The 18,572-nt window shown below is 58.9% G+C and carries 18 protein-coding genes and 2 pseudogenes; 14 read left to right on the top strand and 6 right to left on the bottom strand.

From position 1 onward, the window contains the following. Positions 1 to 14: 14 nt before the first annotated feature. Positions 15 to 527, top strand: a complete 513-nt coding sequence (locus ACSQ8R_RS24260) for a DUF305 domain-containing protein (RefSeq protein ID WP_436255914.1) — start codon at positions 15 to 17, stop codon at positions 525 to 527. 422 nt (positions 528 to 949) lie between these two features. Then, positions 950 to 1,303 (top strand): annotated as a pseudogene (locus ACSQ8R_RS24255) (tyrosine-type recombinase/integrase); the annotation flags it as partial. A gap of 143 nt (positions 1,304 to 1,446) precedes the next feature. Here ACSQ8R_RS24255 and ACSQ8R_RS24250 read toward each other — a convergent pair. Further along, a pseudogene (locus tag ACSQ8R_RS24250) lies at positions 1,447 to 1,997 on the bottom strand (transposase); the annotation flags it as partial. Positions 1,998 to 2,030: 33 nt separating this feature from the next. Continuing rightward, complete coding sequence (locus ACSQ8R_RS24245; protein WP_436257270.1) at positions 2,031 to 2,789, bottom strand: helix-turn-helix domain-containing protein; 759 nt, start codon at positions 2,787 to 2,789, stop codon at positions 2,031 to 2,033. Positions 2,790 to 2,902: 113 nt separating this feature from the next. Here ACSQ8R_RS24245 and ACSQ8R_RS24240 point away from each other — a divergent pair, with 113 nt between their 5' ends. Continuing rightward, positions 2,903 to 3,631 (top strand): response regulator, encoded by a 729-nt coding sequence (locus ACSQ8R_RS24240; protein ID WP_436257269.1) that lies wholly within the window; start codon positions 2,903 to 2,905, stop codon positions 3,629 to 3,631. On the opposite strand, the gene ACSQ8R_RS24235 is transcribed toward ACSQ8R_RS24240, so the two are convergent. Next, entirely contained in the window at positions 3,604 to 4,077 is a 474-nt protein-coding gene (locus ACSQ8R_RS24235; protein ID WP_436255913.1) for a hypothetical protein, read from the bottom strand. The two genes, ACSQ8R_RS24240 and ACSQ8R_RS24235, sit on opposite strands and share 28 nt — an antisense overlap. A gap of 179 nt (positions 4,078 to 4,256) precedes the next feature. Here ACSQ8R_RS24235 and ACSQ8R_RS24230 point away from each other — a divergent pair, with 179 nt between their 5' ends. The 9 genes from ACSQ8R_RS24230 (at position 4,257) to ACSQ8R_RS24190 (ending at position 12,511) form a co-directional block, all read left to right on the top strand. Then, the gene (locus ACSQ8R_RS24230; protein ID WP_436255912.1) at positions 4,257 to 4,964 is read left to right on the top strand and encodes a CBS domain-containing protein; all 708 of its coding nucleotides are present in this window, start codon (positions 4,257 to 4,259) and stop codon (positions 4,962 to 4,964) included. Positions 4,965 to 5,045: 81 nt separating this feature from the next. Beyond that, positions 5,046 to 7,709, top strand: coding sequence for a magnesium-translocating P-type ATPase (gene mgtA, locus ACSQ8R_RS24225; RefSeq protein WP_436255911.1), 2,664 nt, complete (start codon positions 5,046 to 5,048; stop codon positions 7,707 to 7,709). Positions 7,710 to 7,760: 51 nt separating this feature from the next. Continuing rightward, positions 7,761 to 8,039, top strand: coding sequence for a hypothetical protein (locus ACSQ8R_RS24220; RefSeq protein WP_436255910.1), 279 nt, complete (start codon positions 7,761 to 7,763; stop codon positions 8,037 to 8,039). 53 nt (positions 8,040 to 8,092) lie between these two features. Next, positions 8,093 to 8,533 (top strand): DUF2267 domain-containing protein, encoded by a 441-nt coding sequence (locus tag ACSQ8R_RS24215; RefSeq protein ID WP_436255909.1) that lies wholly within the window; start codon positions 8,093 to 8,095, stop codon positions 8,531 to 8,533. 83 nt (positions 8,534 to 8,616) lie between these two features. Then, complete coding sequence (gene ftsH / locus ACSQ8R_RS24210; protein ID WP_436255908.1) at positions 8,617 to 10,476, top strand: ATP-dependent zinc metalloprotease FtsH; 1,860 nt, start codon at positions 8,617 to 8,619, stop codon at positions 10,474 to 10,476. After that, positions 10,473 to 10,757: a DUF982 domain-containing protein gene (locus ACSQ8R_RS24205; RefSeq protein ID WP_436255907.1), complete on the top strand. Its 285-nt coding sequence runs from the start codon at positions 10,473 to 10,475 to the stop codon at positions 10,755 to 10,757. Before ftsH ends, ACSQ8R_RS24205 begins: the two co-directional genes overlap by 4 nt. Positions 10,758 to 11,042: 285 nt before the next feature. After that, entirely contained in the window at positions 11,043 to 11,573 is a 531-nt protein-coding gene (locus ACSQ8R_RS24200) for an Hsp20/alpha crystallin family protein (protein ID WP_436257268.1), read from the top strand. Between the two features lie 244 nt (positions 11,574 to 11,817). Continuing rightward, on the top strand, positions 11,818 to 12,117 hold the full coding sequence (locus tag ACSQ8R_RS24195) for a hypothetical protein (RefSeq protein WP_436255906.1): 300 nt from the start codon (positions 11,818 to 11,820) through the stop codon (positions 12,115 to 12,117). A 136-nt stretch (positions 12,118 to 12,253) separates the two neighbouring features. Continuing rightward, positions 12,254 to 12,511 (top strand): DUF982 domain-containing protein, encoded by a 258-nt coding sequence (locus ACSQ8R_RS24190; protein WP_436255905.1) that lies wholly within the window; start codon positions 12,254 to 12,256, stop codon positions 12,509 to 12,511. Here ACSQ8R_RS24190 and ACSQ8R_RS24185 read toward each other — a convergent pair. Further along, positions 12,403 to 13,671 (bottom strand): hypothetical protein, encoded by a 1,269-nt coding sequence (locus ACSQ8R_RS24185; RefSeq protein ID WP_436257341.1) that lies wholly within the window; start codon positions 13,669 to 13,671, stop codon positions 12,403 to 12,405. The two genes, ACSQ8R_RS24190 and ACSQ8R_RS24185, sit on opposite strands and share 109 nt — an antisense overlap. A 165-nt stretch (positions 13,672 to 13,836) precedes the next feature. On the opposite strand from ACSQ8R_RS24185, the gene ACSQ8R_RS24180 reads away from it, so the two are divergent. Next, a complete protein-coding gene (locus ACSQ8R_RS24180) occupies positions 13,837 to 15,324 on the top strand; it encodes a ribose-phosphate diphosphokinase (RefSeq protein WP_436255904.1) in 1,488 nt (495 codons plus the stop codon). 37 nt (positions 15,325 to 15,361) lie between these two features. Here ACSQ8R_RS24180 and ACSQ8R_RS24175 read toward each other — a convergent pair whose 3' ends face one another. Both ACSQ8R_RS24175 and ACSQ8R_RS24170 read right to left on the bottom strand, forming a co-directional pair. Then, positions 15,362 to 15,805 carry a baeRF12 domain-containing protein gene (locus tag ACSQ8R_RS24175; RefSeq protein WP_436255903.1) on the bottom strand — a complete coding sequence of 148 codons (444 nt, stop codon included), beginning with the start codon at positions 15,803 to 15,805 and terminating at the stop codon, positions 15,362 to 15,364. An 87-nt stretch (positions 15,806 to 15,892) separates the two neighbouring features. Then, a complete protein-coding gene (locus ACSQ8R_RS24170; protein ID WP_436255902.1) occupies positions 15,893 to 16,723 on the bottom strand; it encodes a universal stress protein in 831 nt (276 codons plus the stop codon). A gap of 211 nt (positions 16,724 to 16,934) precedes the next feature. On the opposite strand from ACSQ8R_RS24170, the gene groL reads away from it, so the two are divergent. Next, positions 16,935 to 18,554 (top strand): chaperonin GroEL, encoded by a 1,620-nt coding sequence (gene groL / locus ACSQ8R_RS24165; protein WP_436255901.1) that lies wholly within the window; start codon positions 16,935 to 16,937, stop codon positions 18,552 to 18,554. Positions 18,555 to 18,572 lie beyond the last annotated feature (18 nt).

The following is an 18,572-nucleotide window of genomic DNA, read 5'->3' as shown; positions in this document are numbered from 1 at the left end:
AGAAGGAGATAGCCATGTCTTATCGCCGCTTTGCCGCAATGATTGTCACCTCGACGGTGATCATGTTCGGGCTGATGTACCTGAACACCTATGCCATCGATCATGTCACATACAGCCAAACCAGAACCTGGATGGCACTATTGATGGGCGCTGTCATGGCTGTCATCATGATCGGTTTCATGTGGTCAATGTACAAGAACAAGAACGCCAATGCCGCCATTATCGCGGTCAGCGTTTTGGTCTTTGCCGTATCCCTTTGGCTCGTGCGCAGCCAGGAAACCGTTTACGATGTAAGCTACATGAAGGCGATGATCCCCCATCATTCGATCGCCATCATGACCAGCGAACGCGCGCACATCAGAGATCCGCGGGTGCGCAAGCTGGCTGACGGTATTATTGAAGCTCAGGTCCGCGAGATCGGTGAGATGAAATCCCTCATCGCCGACCTGGAAGCCCATCCACTTGCGAAGGACGCTCCCGACCTTCCGTCTTATCGCGAGCGTGGCGCACCGCCGCCAGCCCAATAAAAGACTGAATCCGTTCAATGGGTGGAGATGGGTCATGGAATGGTCTCAGATGTTTTTTCAGAATTGGCATGGCGTGCTGAGAACGGTCATCGTCGGGACCTTCGCCCACATCACGCTGGTCATCTTCCTGCGCGGCGGATAATTAGGGGCGCGTCGAGTTTCAAGCGGTTGACATTGATCAATCCCGGAGAGAGGCCGCTTTGGAGGAAGTTTCAGGAAGATGCAGTTTGGCGACTCGACCGTATCTGCCTTTCCACCTCCTGTAGCATGCCAAAAGCGCGGTACCGGTGATCGTGGATCTCTCGAACCTGGCCTCCCGCTGGCCTATAGAGCGTCGAGAGGCGAGACATGACTCCCATGGCTTCCTGCAATGATCCATATCTGCCCGCGGCCGTTGCCCCAAGCATCGCGGCGCCCAGCAGGACCGGTTCCTGACCGGCCGACCTGTCGAGGCATTGAACGCATGGTTGGCGGCGGCGAAGATTGACAAAGGCAGCGTGTTCCGAGCCATGGGGCGCTGGGGCACCGTCTCGCGGCGGGCGCTCGATCCGCAGTCGGTCAATGCGATCCTCAAGCAGCGGGCGGCGATGGCAGGGCTCGAGCCTGGGGAGTTTTCGGCGCACGGGCTCCGGTCGGGATACCTAACGGAAGCTGCCAATCGCGGCATCTCTCTTCCTGAAGCAATGGAGCAGTCCAGGCATCGCTCCGTTCAGCAGGCGTCGAGCTATTACAACAGCGCTACCAGGAGGAGCGGCCGGGCGGCTCGTCTACTTTGAAATCCGGCATTGGTCCAAAGCCGGTGAAACTCCGTGATGTGCAAGAGGAGACCCAACTGGTGCTCAGCGACCGCTCGTCTCTTATGAAGGTCATCGACTATGGGGTCGGAACAAGATTAGTGCGAAATCGTACGCGGCCTTTATCAACCAAAGACAGCCACGGCCGATTTGATGGGGATGCCGCCGTCGTGGCTTCTGCGCATTTGGCGGCCGGCGGCTTGCAACAACTGCCGTGCGGGAGGCACCAGCGACCAAAGGGTTTTCATGCTCTCCTTGCCATTTCGGCTTTTTCGCATGGCTTGGCCGGCTACAACGCGCTGGGGCCAGCGAAAGCCAATTTCGTGGAAATACAAATCGGCAAGTTCTGGGCTGATGTGATGAAAAACACCTGCGATGGTTCTGCGAACCCGAGCATTGAACCCTTCAACTGAATTGACGTGGACGGTATCCCGGACATATTCACGGCTGGAGTGGTTGACGGTTTCGTGTGTGGCGAAGCTTTCGCCAATCGCCATGAATGTCTTTGTCTCGTCACTCATCAAATGCGCTTGAAGCCCAACTTGTGGCGTAATCGCGCCTAGGGCGGCCCGCAATGAAAGGCCGGTAACGACAGCGGCTCGGGCATCGCCTGCGGTGGAACCGGGGGTGCGTCTGCCGGCCTCTGCACGATAGCCATGACCGGCGTCTTCTCCGTCTTGGCAGCCATTTCAATCCATGGTGGACACCGCTAGTGGCGGCGTCGCTCACCATAAACGATCAGGTCCCGCCGCGGGTCTCCATATTCATCGCCGTCCCCGGCCAATTGTGCAAGCATTCCTTGCCGCTCGATCCTGATAGAATGGCGCATACCGGGATTTTCGAAGCTGAGAACTCCCTTAGTGGTGAGCTTCGTCACGGTGCGGGAGACCGTCTCGATTGTCAGGCCGAGATAGTCGGCCATGTCCTGCCTGCTCATCGGGAGTTCTATAGTGGCCGGCCGTTCGCTCGGGCCAATAGTTCGCTTCAGATATTTGAGAAGGAAGGAGCAAAGACGCTCTTCGGCGCTCTTGCAAGACAGAAGCACCATTTGGTCCTGCGCCGCGGCCATCTCATCACAGACCTGGGCAAAGACTTCAGGCCGCAACTCGTCGTTGGAGGCGACTGCGGAGTCGAAATACCGGCGAGGCAGTCGTCTTACGGTCGAAGGGGTAATGGCTTCCGCGCTATAGAGATAGTGTTCGCGAAGCGACACGCCGATGACATCTCCTGCATCCAGAAAACCGGTAATGACGCGCCGTCCGTCCGAGATGATCCTGAAGATCCTCAGTGTTCCGTCGAGAACCTCGAAAACGTGGTTTGCATCGTCTCCTTCGAAAAAGAGCGATTGCCCCGCCACCAGATACTCGGCAGGCTGCTTGGAGAAGAGAGCATGTAGGCAATTTGTCCTATCGACAAGGACTGCCTTTGGCGTATGTGAAACACCAGTAAAACTTGTCGCAGACATAATACCGCCTCCATGGTTTGATGGCGGCAGTTGATCCGGCGAAGGTAACATGCGGATGCGACGGGGGTGAAAGACGGTTCGATTGTGTAACAGTCCGTAACGCCGGGTTTCGATCAATAAGCTCCTCTCCGACCAATTCCACTCATATCTTCGTCGTCGACGACGATCCGAGAATATGCAAGCTGCTCACAGGTTATTTCGAGGGCGAAGGATACATCGTCAGCACCGCCTCCGACGGCCAGGAAATGCGCCGCCATCTCAAGCAGAACGAGGTCGATATCATCCTTCTCGACCTCTCATTGCCCGGCGGTCAGGACGGGCTCGACCTTGCTCGCGAGATCCGGACCCGATCGGACATCCCGATCATGATGTTGACCGGTCGGGACGACGTCGTCGACCGGATCATCGGCATCGAGATCGGTGCAGACGACTATGTCGCCAAGCCCTTCCATTTGCGCGAGGTGCATGCGCGGCTAAAATCGATCCTCAGGCGGCGTCAGCCGGCTGCCCCAAAGGTCGAGGAGATAGACGAAAAGACTATCCGCTTCGAGGGCTGGATCCTCAATCTGTCGCGCCGCCGGTTACATGTCGATGAGGACAAAGAGGTTGAGCTAACGACCTTCGAATTCAACATGTTGGCCGCCTTCGCGCAACATCCCGGCCGGGTGCTGACGCGCGATTTCCTGATGGGCGAGACGCGGGGCCGGCATCTCGAAGCCTTCGATCGGGTAATCGACGCCCAGATCGTACGCCTACGCCGCAAGATCGAAACGGATGCCAAACGTCCCCAACTCATCAAGGCAGTGCGCGGCGTCGGTTACATCTTCACCGGCAAGATTGGGTGAAGCGCGTTACAGCTATCCGTGGTCAGATCGTAGACCAGCCCATCGTCCAAGGAACATGCCTCCCCGAGCGCGGCAAGACTACTCCACGTCCTTGATCCCGCGGACCAGAAATGAATCATGGAGCAAGCTTCTAACTTTGCGCGAGCCTTGGCGAATTCGAAAAGCCGTCTTGCGACGCCTTGCTCATCGAAAAGGCTGACGGAAGCGAAAATCGGAATCTCCATTCGTCGTTCGGAGACGCTGCGATTGCGGGTGAAGACGTAACAAAGGCCGCAGATATAACCACGTGTATCCTTCACGACGAGCCAGTCGTGCCGCAGTTCTGCCGTCGCCGTCAAAGCCTTCCATTTGTCCAGATCGAGATCGGAAATGACATGCTGAATAACCGCAAAGGCACGATAGACGTCTGCGGCACCCAGAACCCCCACCTTATAATCCAATTCCATATCATCGCTCCACCTCTGGCTCGCGGACATCGGGCAAGCCGATTTTTAAGTTTGATCTTCCGGCTTGCGGACGGCCGCACATTGACTGGGGTCAACCCGAGCCTGTTGACACTGGTCAATGTCATACGATCGATCATGGGCTCACATCTTTCGCGTTGTCCCGAACAGGAGGAACAAAAATGTTTTCGGTTCGATCCATCATGACACCCAACCCGACGACGATCGGGCCGGAGGCGAAAATCTGGGAAGCGGCCAATACGATGCTGGACCGGCGCGTCAGCGGACTGCCGGTCGTGGGTGAAGACGGGCATCTGCTCGGGATCATCAGTGAGAGCGACTTCCTGCGGCGGGGCGAGCTGCACACCGGTGCCCATCACGGGCTCTGGCGAACCCTGTTTTCCTCACGCGGCACATTGGCGGAAGATTATGCCAAGGCCTTCGGAAAGGACGTGGGAGAGGTGATGTCCGCCCCCGCCGTCACCGTGGAGCCCGAGAACACGGTCGAGGCCGCCGCCGAAATCATGGCGGAACGCAATATCAAGCGCCTGCCCGTCCTGGAAGACGGCAAGGTCGTTGGGATCGTCACCCGGTCCGACATTATGGGCGCCCTCGTCAGGGAACTTGCCGGGTATTCTGCGACAAGGATCGACATGGACATCGGGAACGCGCTCGAGGCGGAATTGGTGAAGCATCGTTGGGGCGATGCGATAACCATATGCGTCGCCGAGCGCGTGGTGACACTCGAAGGGCGGGTGCTGGATGCGCGGGAGAAGACAGCCCTACGGGTCGCGGCGGAAAATACCACCGGCGTGAAGCGGGTGGACGACAGGATCGAGGTTGTTCAGCCTCTGGATATGCCAGTACCGCCGCCCGGCTTCAACCTTTGACGAACATCAAGCCAATGTCGCCTCTTCTGCACGATCATTTCCAAAGTCTGTCGTTGAATCTCTTGGGGAAGGATTTGCTGGATGGGCACCGCCGCCGATAACGAAACAACACCATACTGGTCGCTGCCGGAAGAGATAGTGCTGGCCAAGCTGCAGGCGTCGCCGACCGGTCTTACGGCATCCGAGGCCGCGCTGAGGCTAAAAAACTCCGGACCGAATTCGCTCGGCAACAACCGGAGCCTCTCGACGCTCAGACTTCTCGGCCGGCAGTTCCGGAGCCCGCTGGTGCTGATCCTGGTCGCGGCCGCAGTGATCTCCGCCGCGGTGGGCGAGGCGCAAGAAGCGATCATCATCTCCATCATCGTGCTGGCCAGTTCCCTGCTCGGCTTTTTCCAGGAATACAGCGCATCGCAGGCAACCGAGAAACTGAGGCAACGACTGTCGCAGAAGACCGTCGTCGTCCGGAACGGTGCCGAAACGGTCGTCCGCGCCGACGAGGTCGTGCCGGGCGACGTGCTGCATCTTTCCGCTGGCAGCCTCGTCCCGGCCGATGGCGTCATCCTCGAAGCGCGTGATTTCAATGTCAGCGAGGCGGTCCTGACCGGGGAGACCTTCCCGGTCGTCAAGACGCCGGGCGTTGCGGACGTCGGCGCACCGCTCGCCAAGCGGAACAACGTCGTCTTCGCCGGCACCTCGGTGCGCAGCGGCACCGCATCGGTGCTGATCGTGAAGACCGGCGTCCACACCGAATTCGCATCGATCGCCGCGAGCCTCGAACGCCAGGTTCCCGAGACGGAGTTCTCGCGAGGCATCCGCCGGTTCGGCCTGCTGATGACCGAAATCATGTTTGCCATGGTCATCGTGGTATTCTTCGCCAATGCCTTGCTCGGGCGTCCGCTGATCGATTCCATCCTCTTTTCGCTGGCGCTTGCCGTCGGGCTAACGCCCGAATTGCTGCCCGCCATCATCAGCGTCACGCTCGCCCGCGGCGCCCGCACCATGGCCGCCAACGGCGTCATCGTGCGCCGGCTGGAGGCGATCGAGAACCTCGGCAGCATGGACATCCTCTGCACCGACAAGACCGGGACCCTAACCGAAGGGGTCATCCATCTCGACGGATGGATGGATGCAGACGGGCGGCCGTCGGACGGGGTGCTGCTGCTTGCACGCCTCAACGCCACCCTGCAGAGCGGCATGCCCAATCCGTTGGACGAGGCCGTCGTCGCCGCGCCTGCAACCGATCTGCGGGAACCCGCCTTCGTGAAACGCGACGAAGTGCCCTACGATTTTCTCCGCAAGCGCCTTTCCGTCGTCGTCACCTCGCCGGAGAAGGAGACAGTGCTGATTTGCAAGGGCGCGGTCGCCAACGTCCTGGAGATCAGCGTAACTTCCCGCGCCGCCGGGAGCGAGATACCGCTCGACGAGGAGAAACGGAGGGCAATCGAGGAAAAGTTCCGTATCTGGAGCGAACAGGGGTTTCGCGTGCTCGGCCTTGCAACCCGGAAGCTCTCCGCGCCAGGTCCCTATGGCCGAGCGGACGAGGCAGGTCTCTGCTTCGAGGGTTTCCTGCTTTTCCTCGATCCGCCGAAACAGGGCATAGGGGAATGCCTGGAGGACCTCGCCGCGCGCGGCATCACGGTCAAGATGATCTCCGGCGACAACCGCTATGTCGCCGCCCATCTCGCCGCCTCGATCGGGCTTCCGCCGGACCGGATCCTGACCGGCGCGGAAATGTCGCAGCTTTCATCGGCCGGACTTGCGGCAAAGGCCGGACATGTTGACCTGTTCGTCGAGATCGATCCCAACCAGAAGGAACGCATCGTCACCGCACTCCGCTCGCGCGGCCATGTCGTCGGTTATCTCGGCGACGGGATCAACGACGCCCCCGCACTGCATGAAGCCGACATCGGAATATCCGTCGACAGCGCAGTGGACGTTGCCCGGGAGGCCGCCGACATCGTCCTCCTGAAACGCGATCTCGGCGTTCTGATAAAAGGTGTCGAAGACGGCCGGACGACCTTCGCCAACACGATGAAATACATCTCGATCACCACCAGCGCCAATTTCGGCAACATGATCAGCATGGCGCTGGCCTCGGTGGCGCTCCCCTTCCTGCCGCTGCTCGCCCAGCAGGTCCTGCTCAACAATTTCCTCTCCGACATTCCATCCTTCGCGATTGCCACCGACAATGTTGACGAGCAAGACAGGGGCAAGCCGCGCCATTGGGAAATCGGCTCCGTGCGCCGTTTCATGGTTACTTTCGGCCTGGTCAGCTCGCTGTTCGATTTCGTGACCTTCGGCTTTCTCATCCTGATCGCAGGCGCCGGCGAAGAACGCTTCCAGACCGCCTGGTTCATCGAATCCCTGCTGACGGAATTGCTGATCGTCTTCATCATACGCACGCGTAAGCATTTCTGGCGAAGCCGCCCGGCGAGGCTTCTTGCTTCGCTGACCGCGTTGGTCGTGGCGGTCGCATTCGCATTACCCTTCCTGCCCATCGCTGCCTGGTTCAGCTTCGTCCCGCTTCCGGCATCGATGATGGCCGGCCTCGTCGCAATCAGCCTTCTCTACCTCCTTGCGTCGGAGCTAACCAAACACTGGTTCTTCCGGTGGGAGGACCGCCGGCATCCCCACCCGCCCCTTACGCGCACCGCCGCGCACCGTCGCCGACTGCGAAAGACCTCGCCGTGCATCCCATCCGTGCACATTCCAAATAGTACCCGGGTTGATCTCGATCACGGATGACGCCGCTGATGCGCGTAGGCTGACCTTTCAACCCAAAATAGGGAGGTCACCATGCCGCTAAGGCTGAAGTCAGGATTTTTGACATCCTCCGGACAGGAGGGGCGTCTGTTGATGGATACAGGGATCCGCGACCAAGTCGTGGTGGTTACCCACAATGCGCTGGAGGCCATTGCCGATCCCCCCCGCGCCGACGAGTTCAGGTTGCAGGAACATATCGAAGTCTTCAGCCGGATCGCAAGCGACAAGTTCGACGGAAAGCAATTCGATCCAACTGGGCATATTCGCGTGACATCCGAGGACGTCCGCAACTGGCGCAGTCGTGTCCAATAGTATTCGCATTCTCGTCTCGGCCAATGCGGCGCGTTCCAAAACCGGAGGTTAAAATGAGCGATACTCAAGTTGCGGCTCTCGATCACACCATTCAGCAGACAAACCTCTGGCTGAAGAAACTCGAGGATGAGCATCATTTCGCCGAAAGGCATCAGGCCTATAACGCGCTTCGCGCCGTGCTTCAGGCCTTGCGCGATCAGCTCACGGCCGAGCAGGCACTTCACCTGTCCGCTCAGCTGCCGATCTTGGTCCGCAGGATCTATTTCGAGGGCTGGCGTCTCGGCACCGAGAGAGATGATGCGCGAAACGCCGAGGAATTTATGAACCACGTGGCAGAGCACCTGCCGCCCCAGTTTCCGCGCGATCCGAAAGCAACCGCAGAGGCCGTTTTCGACCTGCTGTGGAAGGAACTCGATCCCGGCCTCACCACCAAGCTCATCGACGGACTGCCCGCCTCGTTCAGGTCGCTCTGGCCCGCCATCGCGCGCCGATAGGAGATCACATTTCGCCATCGGTGAAGACGTACCGATGGCGCGCCCATGAGATATTGGAGTCTATTCGATGACCGGAGTCCGCCGTGAACAGTAAAACCTTCAATATTGGCTACATCATCATAGCGCTGACGCTCTTTTTCGCCATCCAAACATGGCTTGGTTATCGCGACACCGTCCAGCTCAGCTATACCGATGTGATGCAGATGGTTTCCGACGGCAAGATCCAGTCCGTCACCCTGACGGAAACCATGATCGAGGGGCAGTTCAAGGCGCCACAAGACAGCAAGACGACCTTCATTGCCGCGCGCGTCGATCCTTCGACGGCCGAGCTTTTTCAGAAGGCCGGCGTGAGAGTCTCCGGCGGTACGGACAGTAACATCCTAACCACCCTTCTCTCCTGGATACTTCCGGCCCTCTTTTTCGTCGGAATCTGGGCGCTGATGTTCCGCGGGATCGCCGGCGGCCAGAGCATGGGAGGGCTGATCAATATCGGCAAGTCGAAGGCAAAGGTCTATCTCGAGCGGAAGACCGGCGTGACTTTCGACGACGTCGCCGGGGCGGACGAGGCAAAGGCGGAACTGCAGGAAATCGTCTCCTTCCTGAAGGAAACCGACAAGTACGGCCGCCTCGGTGCTCGTATCCCGAAAGGCATCCTGCTCGTCGGTCCGCCGGGAACAGGGAAGACACTTCTGGCGCGCGCCATTGCCGGCGAGGCTAACGTACCTTTCTTTTCCATCTCTGGCTCGGAATTCGTGGAGATGTTCGTGGGTGTCGGCGCCGCGCGGGTACGCGATCTCTTCGAACAGGCCCGCCAGGCCGCTCCCTGTATCATCTTCATCGATGAACTGGATGCGCTCGGGCGCGCCCGGTCCGCCATTGGCGGCTACGGCGGCAACGACGAGAAGGAACAGACGCTCAACCAACTGCTTGCCGAACTGGACGGTTTTGACCCTCGTGTCGGCATTGTTCTGCTGGCGGCCACCAACCGACCTGAAGTCCTCGATGCGGCCCTGCTTCGTGCGGGGCGCTTCGACCGCCAGGTCGTCATCGACCGGCCCGACCGGAAGGGGCGCGAAGACATCCTTAGGATCCACGCTCGCAAAGTCACTCTTTCGAAGGACGTGGAGCTCGGCGACATCGCAGGCCTCACGCCCGGTTTTACCGGGGCGGACCTTGCCAATCTCGTCAATGAGGCTGCGATCCTCGCCACGAGGCGCGGCGGCGAGAATGTCGTCACCGAAGATTTCGTTGCCGCCGTCGAGCGCCTCATTGCCGGTTCGGAACGCCGCAGCCGGCTCCTGAACCAGGCCGAACGGGAACGAGTCGCCTATCACGAAATGGGCCATGCGCTCGCCGCCGCCAATCTGGCCACGACGGACCCAGTACAGAAGGTCTCGATCATTCCACGGTCGATCGGCGCGCTCGGTTATACGCTGCAGCGGCCGACCGAAGACCGTTTCCTGATCACGGCGGGAGAACTGAAGGAAAGAATGGTCGCCCTCTTGGCGGGGCGGGCGGCCGAGGAGGTGGTCTTCGGGGAGGTTTCCACCGGAGCGGCCGACGATCTCGCCAAGGCGACCGATATTGCCAGGGAGACGGTCACGCGGTTCGGAATGGATATGTCGGTCGGCCAGGCTGTGCTTGAGCCGCAGCGGATGCAATGGCTGAACGACCCGCAGCCGGGCGTACAACCGAGGGACTATTCAGAAACCACAGCCCGTGAAGTCGATCTCGCAATCCGGACGATGATCGACGAGGCCTACAAGGCCGCCAAGGGCATCCTTGCCGCCCATCGCGACGATCTGCGCAGGGGCGCACAGCTCTTGCTCGAACGTGAAACGATCACCCCTGCCGACTTCGCCCCGCTGGAAAAACAGACTTCTGCTTCTCCTTCGCGCCCCTCCAGTCTCAAAACGAAATCGCTTGAAGGAGAACCGCAATGAGCGTAGCAACAGATATAGCTAAAGAGTGGGTCGAACCGGTCTATGTGCAGATCGATATGCGGTCTCCCCAGATCATCCACGATCCGAAAGAGGCGTTGGCGTTCCTGGCGAACGACTGGGTCGGATCTCGAAAGAAACACGAATTCGCAAGGGAGATTTGTGCCGCCGCCGTGTTGGGCCAGATATCCAACGCTACGGCGCGCTTGGCTTTCATCGACGCCGCCAACGATGCGAGGATCATGACTTGCGCACCGCTTCCCGGCGACAAAGGTGACCAGTGAGTTCCCTGCAGCACAACCGCGTCAATCGGCTCCCGGACTGCTTTTTCCTGGAACGTTGCAGGGGATTGTCGGTATCCAGGTTTTGGCGATGGCCCCATCTTGCGGGGGCTTCGTATCCGAAAGCCGGTCTTTAAGAGAAACTTACGCCGCAGCCCTTGATGCGCGTCAATGCCACGATGCAGCATCGGATCTCTAATGAAACTGCTCGATATGAGCAATCAGTGGCTGCACCAGGTCCCTTGCGACGCTTTGATGCAGTATCCTCTTCATAAACAGGAGAAAATCATGGCTGAAGTCACAACCAAACTGCCCGTTAAGAACGAAGAAAAGCCGGTACAGCCAGCGGGGACCCCATGGTCTCCCTTCGAAGCCCTTCGCACCGAGATCGATCGTCTGTTTGATGGCTTTACCTCCTCGTCATGGCGGTCCTCGCTCGACCGGTCCTTATTCGGCCGGGTGTCCCCATCGCTGAACGGATGGTCGCTGGCACCGGCAGTGGATGTCGTCGAAAAGGATGCGGCCTTCGAAGTGACGGCGGAAATTCCTGGCATCGATGCGAAAAACCTCGAAGTCAAGCTTTCTAACGGCGCCCTGACGATCCGCGGAGAAAAGCAGGAAGAAAAGGAAGACAAGCAGAAGGAATACCACGTGTCTGAGCGACGCTACGGCTCCTTCCAGCGCAGCTTCCAGCTTCCCGAGGGCGTCGATGCCGACAAGGTGGAAGCCACTTTCGAGAAGGGTATCCTGAAGGTCAAGCTTCCGAAGAGCGCTGACGCAAAGAAGAACGAACGCAGAGTGGAAATCAAGGCCGCGTGAAACGATCGCATCTTGAATCTGCGGTGCGCACAATGTCGATGCGCACCGTCCATCTTTGCCTGGACCGCTGATGCAGCCGGCAGAGGGAAGATAAGGCTGAATCGGCATACTTTTCCCCTTCGGTTGGGAAAGAGTCGGAACCTCGCGTTCTGATCGACGCGGATGCAGGATGACATTGAACGGCAAGTCAAGACCTCACTGAAGGCGACGGTCGGGCGGGCCTGTTTTCGAAAAGGCATCGACCATGAACGCCAGCCCCACGCGAATAAATGAAGCGTTGCTTGCCGGCGCCGGATGCGTCCTGCCGCAACATCAGGACTGTGATTTTCGCCTTGTTCGAATTACTGAAGACGAGTGGCAAATCGTCGTTTTATCGGACCCCGCCCGCGCCTGGATTCGCGAAGAATTGTGTGCACCGTTGAGGCAATGTGTGGGCGATGCAATCGTCGTCGATATAGTGAGCGCGAACGTTTTTCTGAAGGCAGCACAAGATCAAGGCCTCAGAACCGAGTTTGTAGGAATAGCAGGCAAGGATGTCTTGTGAGAGGTCGTTGGCCACAAGCGTCGTATGCGCAACATGTCACCCTGAGCTTGTGTTATATCCAAGCCTCGCGCGGGTGCGCGCCTCCGGGTCAAGTATCGAGCTGGCTACCCGCCAGTCGAGCGACTGAGCAGGTAGAATGATGCGGTCGGGCGCGGACAACCATGGGAAATGGGTGGAGCCGGTGACCGTGCAGATTGGCCGCCGCGCGCCGGAAAAGATCCAGACTTCCGCGGAAGCGCTTTTATTTCTCACCAACAAGTGGCCTTGCGAGCGCGGCCTTGAGTATCAAACATCGAGGGATATCTGTTCGGCGGCCATACGCCGCCAAATCGGTAACGATGCTGCTCGCGCGAGCTTCGTTGTCGCAGCATCAGTGGCGAAGTTGATTATTTGATGCGGCGGGAAAATACCCTCCTTAGCTGCCAGCGAATGTGTCTTTGACACAATGTCAGTTTCTTGAGCACACGACCGCGAATGTGCGGAATGGTTCATGGCGCTACATGCGCTCTCTCCATCAACAGCCAGTTCACGAAACGACCTGAACAGGCGTATGTTACTGGGCCCGCAACGACGTAATGCGACACGGGCCAACGATGTATACCTGCTCGTCCTGCCCTCCCAAAGCTCGGGCAAAACCGCTGAACCGTCCAGCAGATGTGAATAACACATGCGCGCCCGCAATGTCGCACGAAAGGCCGTGTAAAAAGCCCGCAATCCGCTCGACACCTGGTCCTTAAGCGCTTGCCGCAGAAGCTCGAACACTGTCTCGGCGATAGCCGGGGCTCCCAGGAAAGCGCACTCCATCCCCAGGAACGCAATCTCGTCGAAAGGGTCGATCATGCGAAGCTCGCGGTCGAATTCAAGGCAGTCGAAGATCGCGATGGGCTGGGAGAAGCAGATATGTTCGGACCGCAGGTCACCATGTCCCTCGACATATCGACCCTCTTGTATCCGGTGCGTGATCTCCTCGCGAAAGCGGTGAAGGGCGCAGTCGACATCGTCCAGAAGATGCCGGATCGCCTGGTGATCGACATCGAATTCCTCGTGCCTCAACATCTGCCTGTTGATCTCGTTCTGGTATTCCAGCATCCGGAGATGCTCGAGCGGATCAATCGCCGGATGTTCTGCGACACGATAGAAAGCTGCCAGGGCGTCAACCAACTTGTGCAGATGATCGTCAGTAACGGCACCAGCCTTGATAAGCCGGTCCAGCATGAATTGTTCCGGCAGGCGCCGCATTTCTAGCAGCCACTCCACGACAGTTCCCTCGCCGTCGAGTGCGAGCCCGCCATCCCTCTGGCTGACCAACGGGACAACCCGAAGATAGGTATCCGGCGCCAGGCGGCGATTGAGGCGCAACTCCTCGCGACAGTTGAATTCGCGTGCAGCAAGGGTTGAAAAATCGATGAAGGGACGAACCACCGGCTTCTTCAGTTTGAAGGCGCGATCCCCACACAGAAAGACCCAGGACATATGGGTCTCTAGCGCGGTCACCGGAAAGCTCCCCGCCGGATACGCCTCAGGTCGGCGAAGGAAGCTGATCTTTTCATCCAAAGAAAGCACCCGGTTCCCTTCCATGATCGATAATAGAAACAGTTAATGCATTGCCCAACCCCCGCCTTGATGTTCCTCAATGCCTTTTGGCACACTTCACTTGACTTTGGTCATCGCAGCCGCTTCCAGGCAGATTACCCTGCCCCGGACGAGAAGGAGCATTCCATGACCATGATGGCGAAACCCGACAAAACCCTATCCCGCCTGTTCCAACGCCTCGACAGTGCGCCGAGTCATATGGATGAACGCCTATCGGCGGTGCTCCAGGAATGGCTGGACCGGCGCAAGCAATTGATCGCACCGTCTCCCGAAGCCATGCTATCACCGGCTTCCTCAGCTGCAGATCAGGCCTTCATCTTCCAACGAGATCCGTCCGCCCCGCGGCGTTATCTGCTCACCTCCGGAGCGAGCTCTGCGGAAGTCCTGATTGGCGAGGTTTCGATGGGTGGCCATCTGGAAACGGCCAGGAACCGCCGCGGTGCCGTCCGTCTGCGCCGGTTGTTCGAGTTGGTTGGAGAAACCGGGGAACCCATCCTGGCGTTGTTCGGCACAAAATCGGCGGAGGGCAAATCCTTCTACGTGGAGTTGCTTGTCGCTCCGCTTTCCAAAAATGGAAAGTATATTGACGCCTTCTTGTCTTGCGTCAGCGCGCGGCAAGTCGCATCGGCCGCGACGAAAACCGTCCCCCACTGGATACAGCCGCCCCCCCTCCTGTTTGCCTTCGACAGCAGCAAGCACTTCGGCGAGCGTGTGGCGGCCGAACTCGGTCTCCCGTTGTGCTCGATCGAGGAGCGCGTCTTCGAGGACGGCGAAGAAAAGACCCGACCGCTGGCGCATGTTCGTGGGCGAGAAGTCTATGTTGTTTCTGGTCTCGAGCGATCCGGGAGCCTGAGCGTGCACGACCGGCTCAGCAAACTCCTCTTCTTCATCGCAACCCTGAAGACGAACGGCGCGGCACGCGTGACTGCCGTGGTCCCCTATCTGGCCTACATGCGCAAGGACCGGCAGACGAAGGAGCAGGATCCTCTTAACTCCGCCTACGTCGCGAGGCTTTTTGAAACCGTCGGGACAGATTGTCTGATCACGATGGAGACTCATAATCTGGCAGCCTTCCAGAATGCTTTTCGATGCCACACCATGCACCTGACGGCCTACGAAGCGTTCGCCGCCTTTTTTGCCAACCTGCCCCGGTCGGCAGAGGTAAGCGTCGTCTCTCCGGATCTCGGCGGAGCGAAACGCGCGGACATGTTCCGGGAGGTGCTGGAAAAGGCTCTTCGCCAGCCGATCGGCAAGGCCTTTCTGGAAAAGCAGCGCAGCCAGGGCGTGGTCAGTGGCGATCTTTTTGCTGGCGATGTGAAAGGACGGGTCGTCATCATCCTCGACGATATCATCAGCTCGGGAACGACGATGGCGCGTGCCGCACGGGCCTGCGCGGAACGCGGCGCCGCTCAAATCTGGCTCTGCGCCACGCATGGCCTATTTTCAAAGGATGCCGCGGCCAACCTTGCGGTCCCCTTCATTGATGGCATCGTTGTGACCGATACAATCAATATTGGCCAGCCTTATCGTTGTGACAAACGGCTAACCATAATACCGGTAGCAGCCGTTGTCGCTGGCACCATTGCTCAATGTCATGGATCTGCGGCCGGATAGCCCTGCCGCAGCCTTGCATTCATCGCCGAGCCGGAGATCAGGCCGCAAGATGTTTCTGAATATCGCCTAGCGAAAGATTGACGAGATCCTTGTCATATTCCGCCACGATCCGGCTCTTGACCGCCTCGGGCATGGCTCGCCGCAAATCGGCAAGCGCCTTTGGCGGAGCGACGACGAAGAGCTGATGAATAGTCTTTCCTTCGCAAATGGCCTCCAGCTTTTCCGCGACCATCGAGACGAACCGATCCTCTTGCTGTTCATGGAAATCGGTCTGGCCGAGGCTGCTACGGTGGCTGCCCATGGCGGCCCGGCCCGGCCTGTCCGTCCCCTGCTCGCGGGCCGAAGCATTGGTTGGCGCCTCGATGACCTCTTCGACCTCGAGCATCAGATTGAAGGCAGTTCCGGTATTGCGAAGCAGGAGAGCTTTTCTTGCGTCCGCAACAAGAATTCTCGCGTTATAAGGGATAATGGTTCCGTTCATCACATGACCCTTTCATGTTGATCGCTGTCCGTTCGCCACTCGCTGCTTGAACTGTCGATCCAAGCTGCGCCGCAAACGCGGGCTTGATTAGCGTGCAAAAAACACCGGAAATTCGCAGTCTTCAAGGATCGAGGCCGTGACGCCACCGAAAACTCTCTCCCGAAGGCGCGAATGGCCATAAGCCCCCATGACGATCATGTCACAGCCGATCTCAAGCGCATGTTGTCGAAGGACGACTTCGACGCTCCGTTCGCCGCTCGCAACTTGTTCGACAACGACTTTGACGCCATGCCGGGCGAGGAATGCCGCGATGTCAGCACCCGGCTCTCCCCCATTCTTAAAATAAGAGCTGTCTGGATCGACGATCACCACGTGCACTGCATCGGCTTCAATCAGCATATGCAACGCCTCCTTGGCGGCGCGTGCCGCTTCGGCTCGCGAGTTCCAGGCCAGAAGGACATTCTTCGGCCTCAGGCTTGATTTTCCCTTTGCCGGCGCCAACAGAAGCGGGACATGTGCGTCGAACACGGTGCCAGCGACAACCGCCTTCCTGATGTCACTATCATGGCGGGCGCCATCGCCAAGCAAGACGAGATCGGCATATAGGGCACGCATGCTCAGATTGCTTTCGAGGATGAAACGATCATCATAAAGATAGTCGGTGTCGAAAGAAACTCCGTTCGACCGACACATGTCCTCACCGTTCTGTCGAACTTCGAGCAGTGCGTTGATCTCAGCTTGCCTCTGTTCGATCCAGGCGGTCGCAACGGGATAGTCCGATGCGATCGGTGGCAGAGCTGTTCCAATCGCCAAGATCGAGAGATGAGCATCGAGTTCAGTACTCAACTCAATCGCCTTGCTGATGTCCGATACGGCATCTTTGGCACCGACGACGGAAAGTATGGTTTTGAACGACATGAGGATTCCTCCAATAGGCCTGGTTGATTATGAGCGTAAGCGTATCAGGCCGGCTTCTGCGCGCGATGATCTTTGTCAATCGCGGGCAGAGAGGCGTTGACGGCGGTCAAAGACCTGCGCCGCACGTGAGTTCAATCTAACGGCATCGCGGGCGTGCAGAGATGTCTGGCAACACGTGTCCCGGCAGCCCTTAAAACCACAGGAGCCGATCATGCCGCACAAGCAAGTCCTTTTCAGTACTGAAGCCCGAGGCAAGGTGCTGCGAGGAGCGACGCAGCTCGCGGACGCCATTCGCCTCACCCTTGGCCCGAAATCCAAGTCGGTTCTCATCGAGAAAAAATGGGGAATGCCAATCATCTGCAATGACGGCGTTACGATCGCAAAGGAATTCGACCTCAAGGATCCAGAGGAGAATCTCGGGGCAAGAATGTTGCGAGCTGCGGCGGAGAAGACCGGTGAAGTCGTCGGTGATGGTACGAGCACCTCGACCATCCTGGCACATGCAATGCTGGCAGACGGTCACCGCAACGTCGTCGCCGGCGCGAATGCGATCGACCTGAAACGCGGCCTCGACCGGGGTCTCACACGGGCCATCAGAGCTCTCCGCGAGATTTCGCGCCCAGTGACGACCGACAAGGAGAAACAGCAGGTGGCGGCGATTTCCGCCCATAACGACGAGGCCATCGGCACGCTCGTCGCCGAAGCCATGGCCAGGGTCGGCAAGGAAGGCGTCATCACAGTCGAGGAATCGAAGACCATGGAAACCCGGCTCGACGTAGTCGAGGGAATGCAATTCGACCGGGGTTATATCTCGCCGTATTTCGCAACGGATTCCGAGAAGATGGAGACCGTGCTGGAAGACGCAAGAATCTTGATCTTCGATCGGAAAATCTCGACGCTCGGCGATCTGGTGGGCCTTCTGGAGGATATAGCGAAATCCGGCAGGGCGCTTCTGGTGATCGCCGAAGATATCGAGGGCGAGGCTCTCGCCACCCTGATCGTCAACCAGATCCGCGGCGCCCTGCACAATTGCGCCGTCAAGGCACCGGGCTTTGGCGATCGCCGCAAGGAGATGCTGCAGGATCTTGCAGCGCTGACTGGCGCCCAGCTGATTTCGCAGGACCTCGGCTTCAAGCTCGAAAGCGTCACCCTGGACCAACTCGGCAGCGCAGCGCGCGTCATCATCGACAAGGAAACGACGACAATCATTGGCGGCGGCGGCGATCAGCAGAATATCAAGGGCCGATCCGACCAGATTCGCAAGGAAATCGAAAAAACCACCAGCGATTACGACCGGGAAAAATTGCAGGAAAGGCTGGCGAAGCTTGCCGGCGGGGTTGCCGTCATCCGCGTCGGCGCTCCTGCCGAAGCGGAGATGAAAGCGAAGAAGGACGCCCTCGACGATGCAATCAGTGCCACCAAGGCCGCGGTCGAGGAGGGCATCGTTCCCGGCGGAGGCCTGGCTCTGCTGCGTTGCGTAAAAGCAGTTGCAGAGGAAGAAGATCTATGTACGGGCGACGAGCGGACAGGCGTGCGGATTCTCAAGCGGGCGCTCGAAGCACCAGCCCGCCAGATCGCCGAAAACTCGGCCGTCGACGGCGGGGTCGTCGTCGCACGGATGCTCGAAAGCTTAGGGGCTATCGGCTTCGACGCAGCCCGTAACCGCTATGTCAACCTGCTGGAGGAAGGCATAATCGATCCGACCAAGGTCGTGCGGGTCGCCCTAGAGAATGCGGTGTCGGTCGCAAGCGTGCTTCTGCTGACGGAAGCCACCATGACGGAGATTCCGGAGCCGGTCATGCCGCAGGCTCCGGCTCCAATCGGAATGTAGACAGAGCAAGACGAGCAG

This window comes from Neorhizobium sp. LjRoot104 (genome assembly GCF_964253725.1).
In the GTDB taxonomy this organism is placed as follows: Bacteria; Pseudomonadota; Alphaproteobacteria; order Rhizobiales; family Rhizobiaceae; genus Neorhizobium.
The sequence above is the reverse complement of the archived record's forward strand: the minus strand, read 5'-3'. Positions and strand labels throughout refer to the sequence as shown.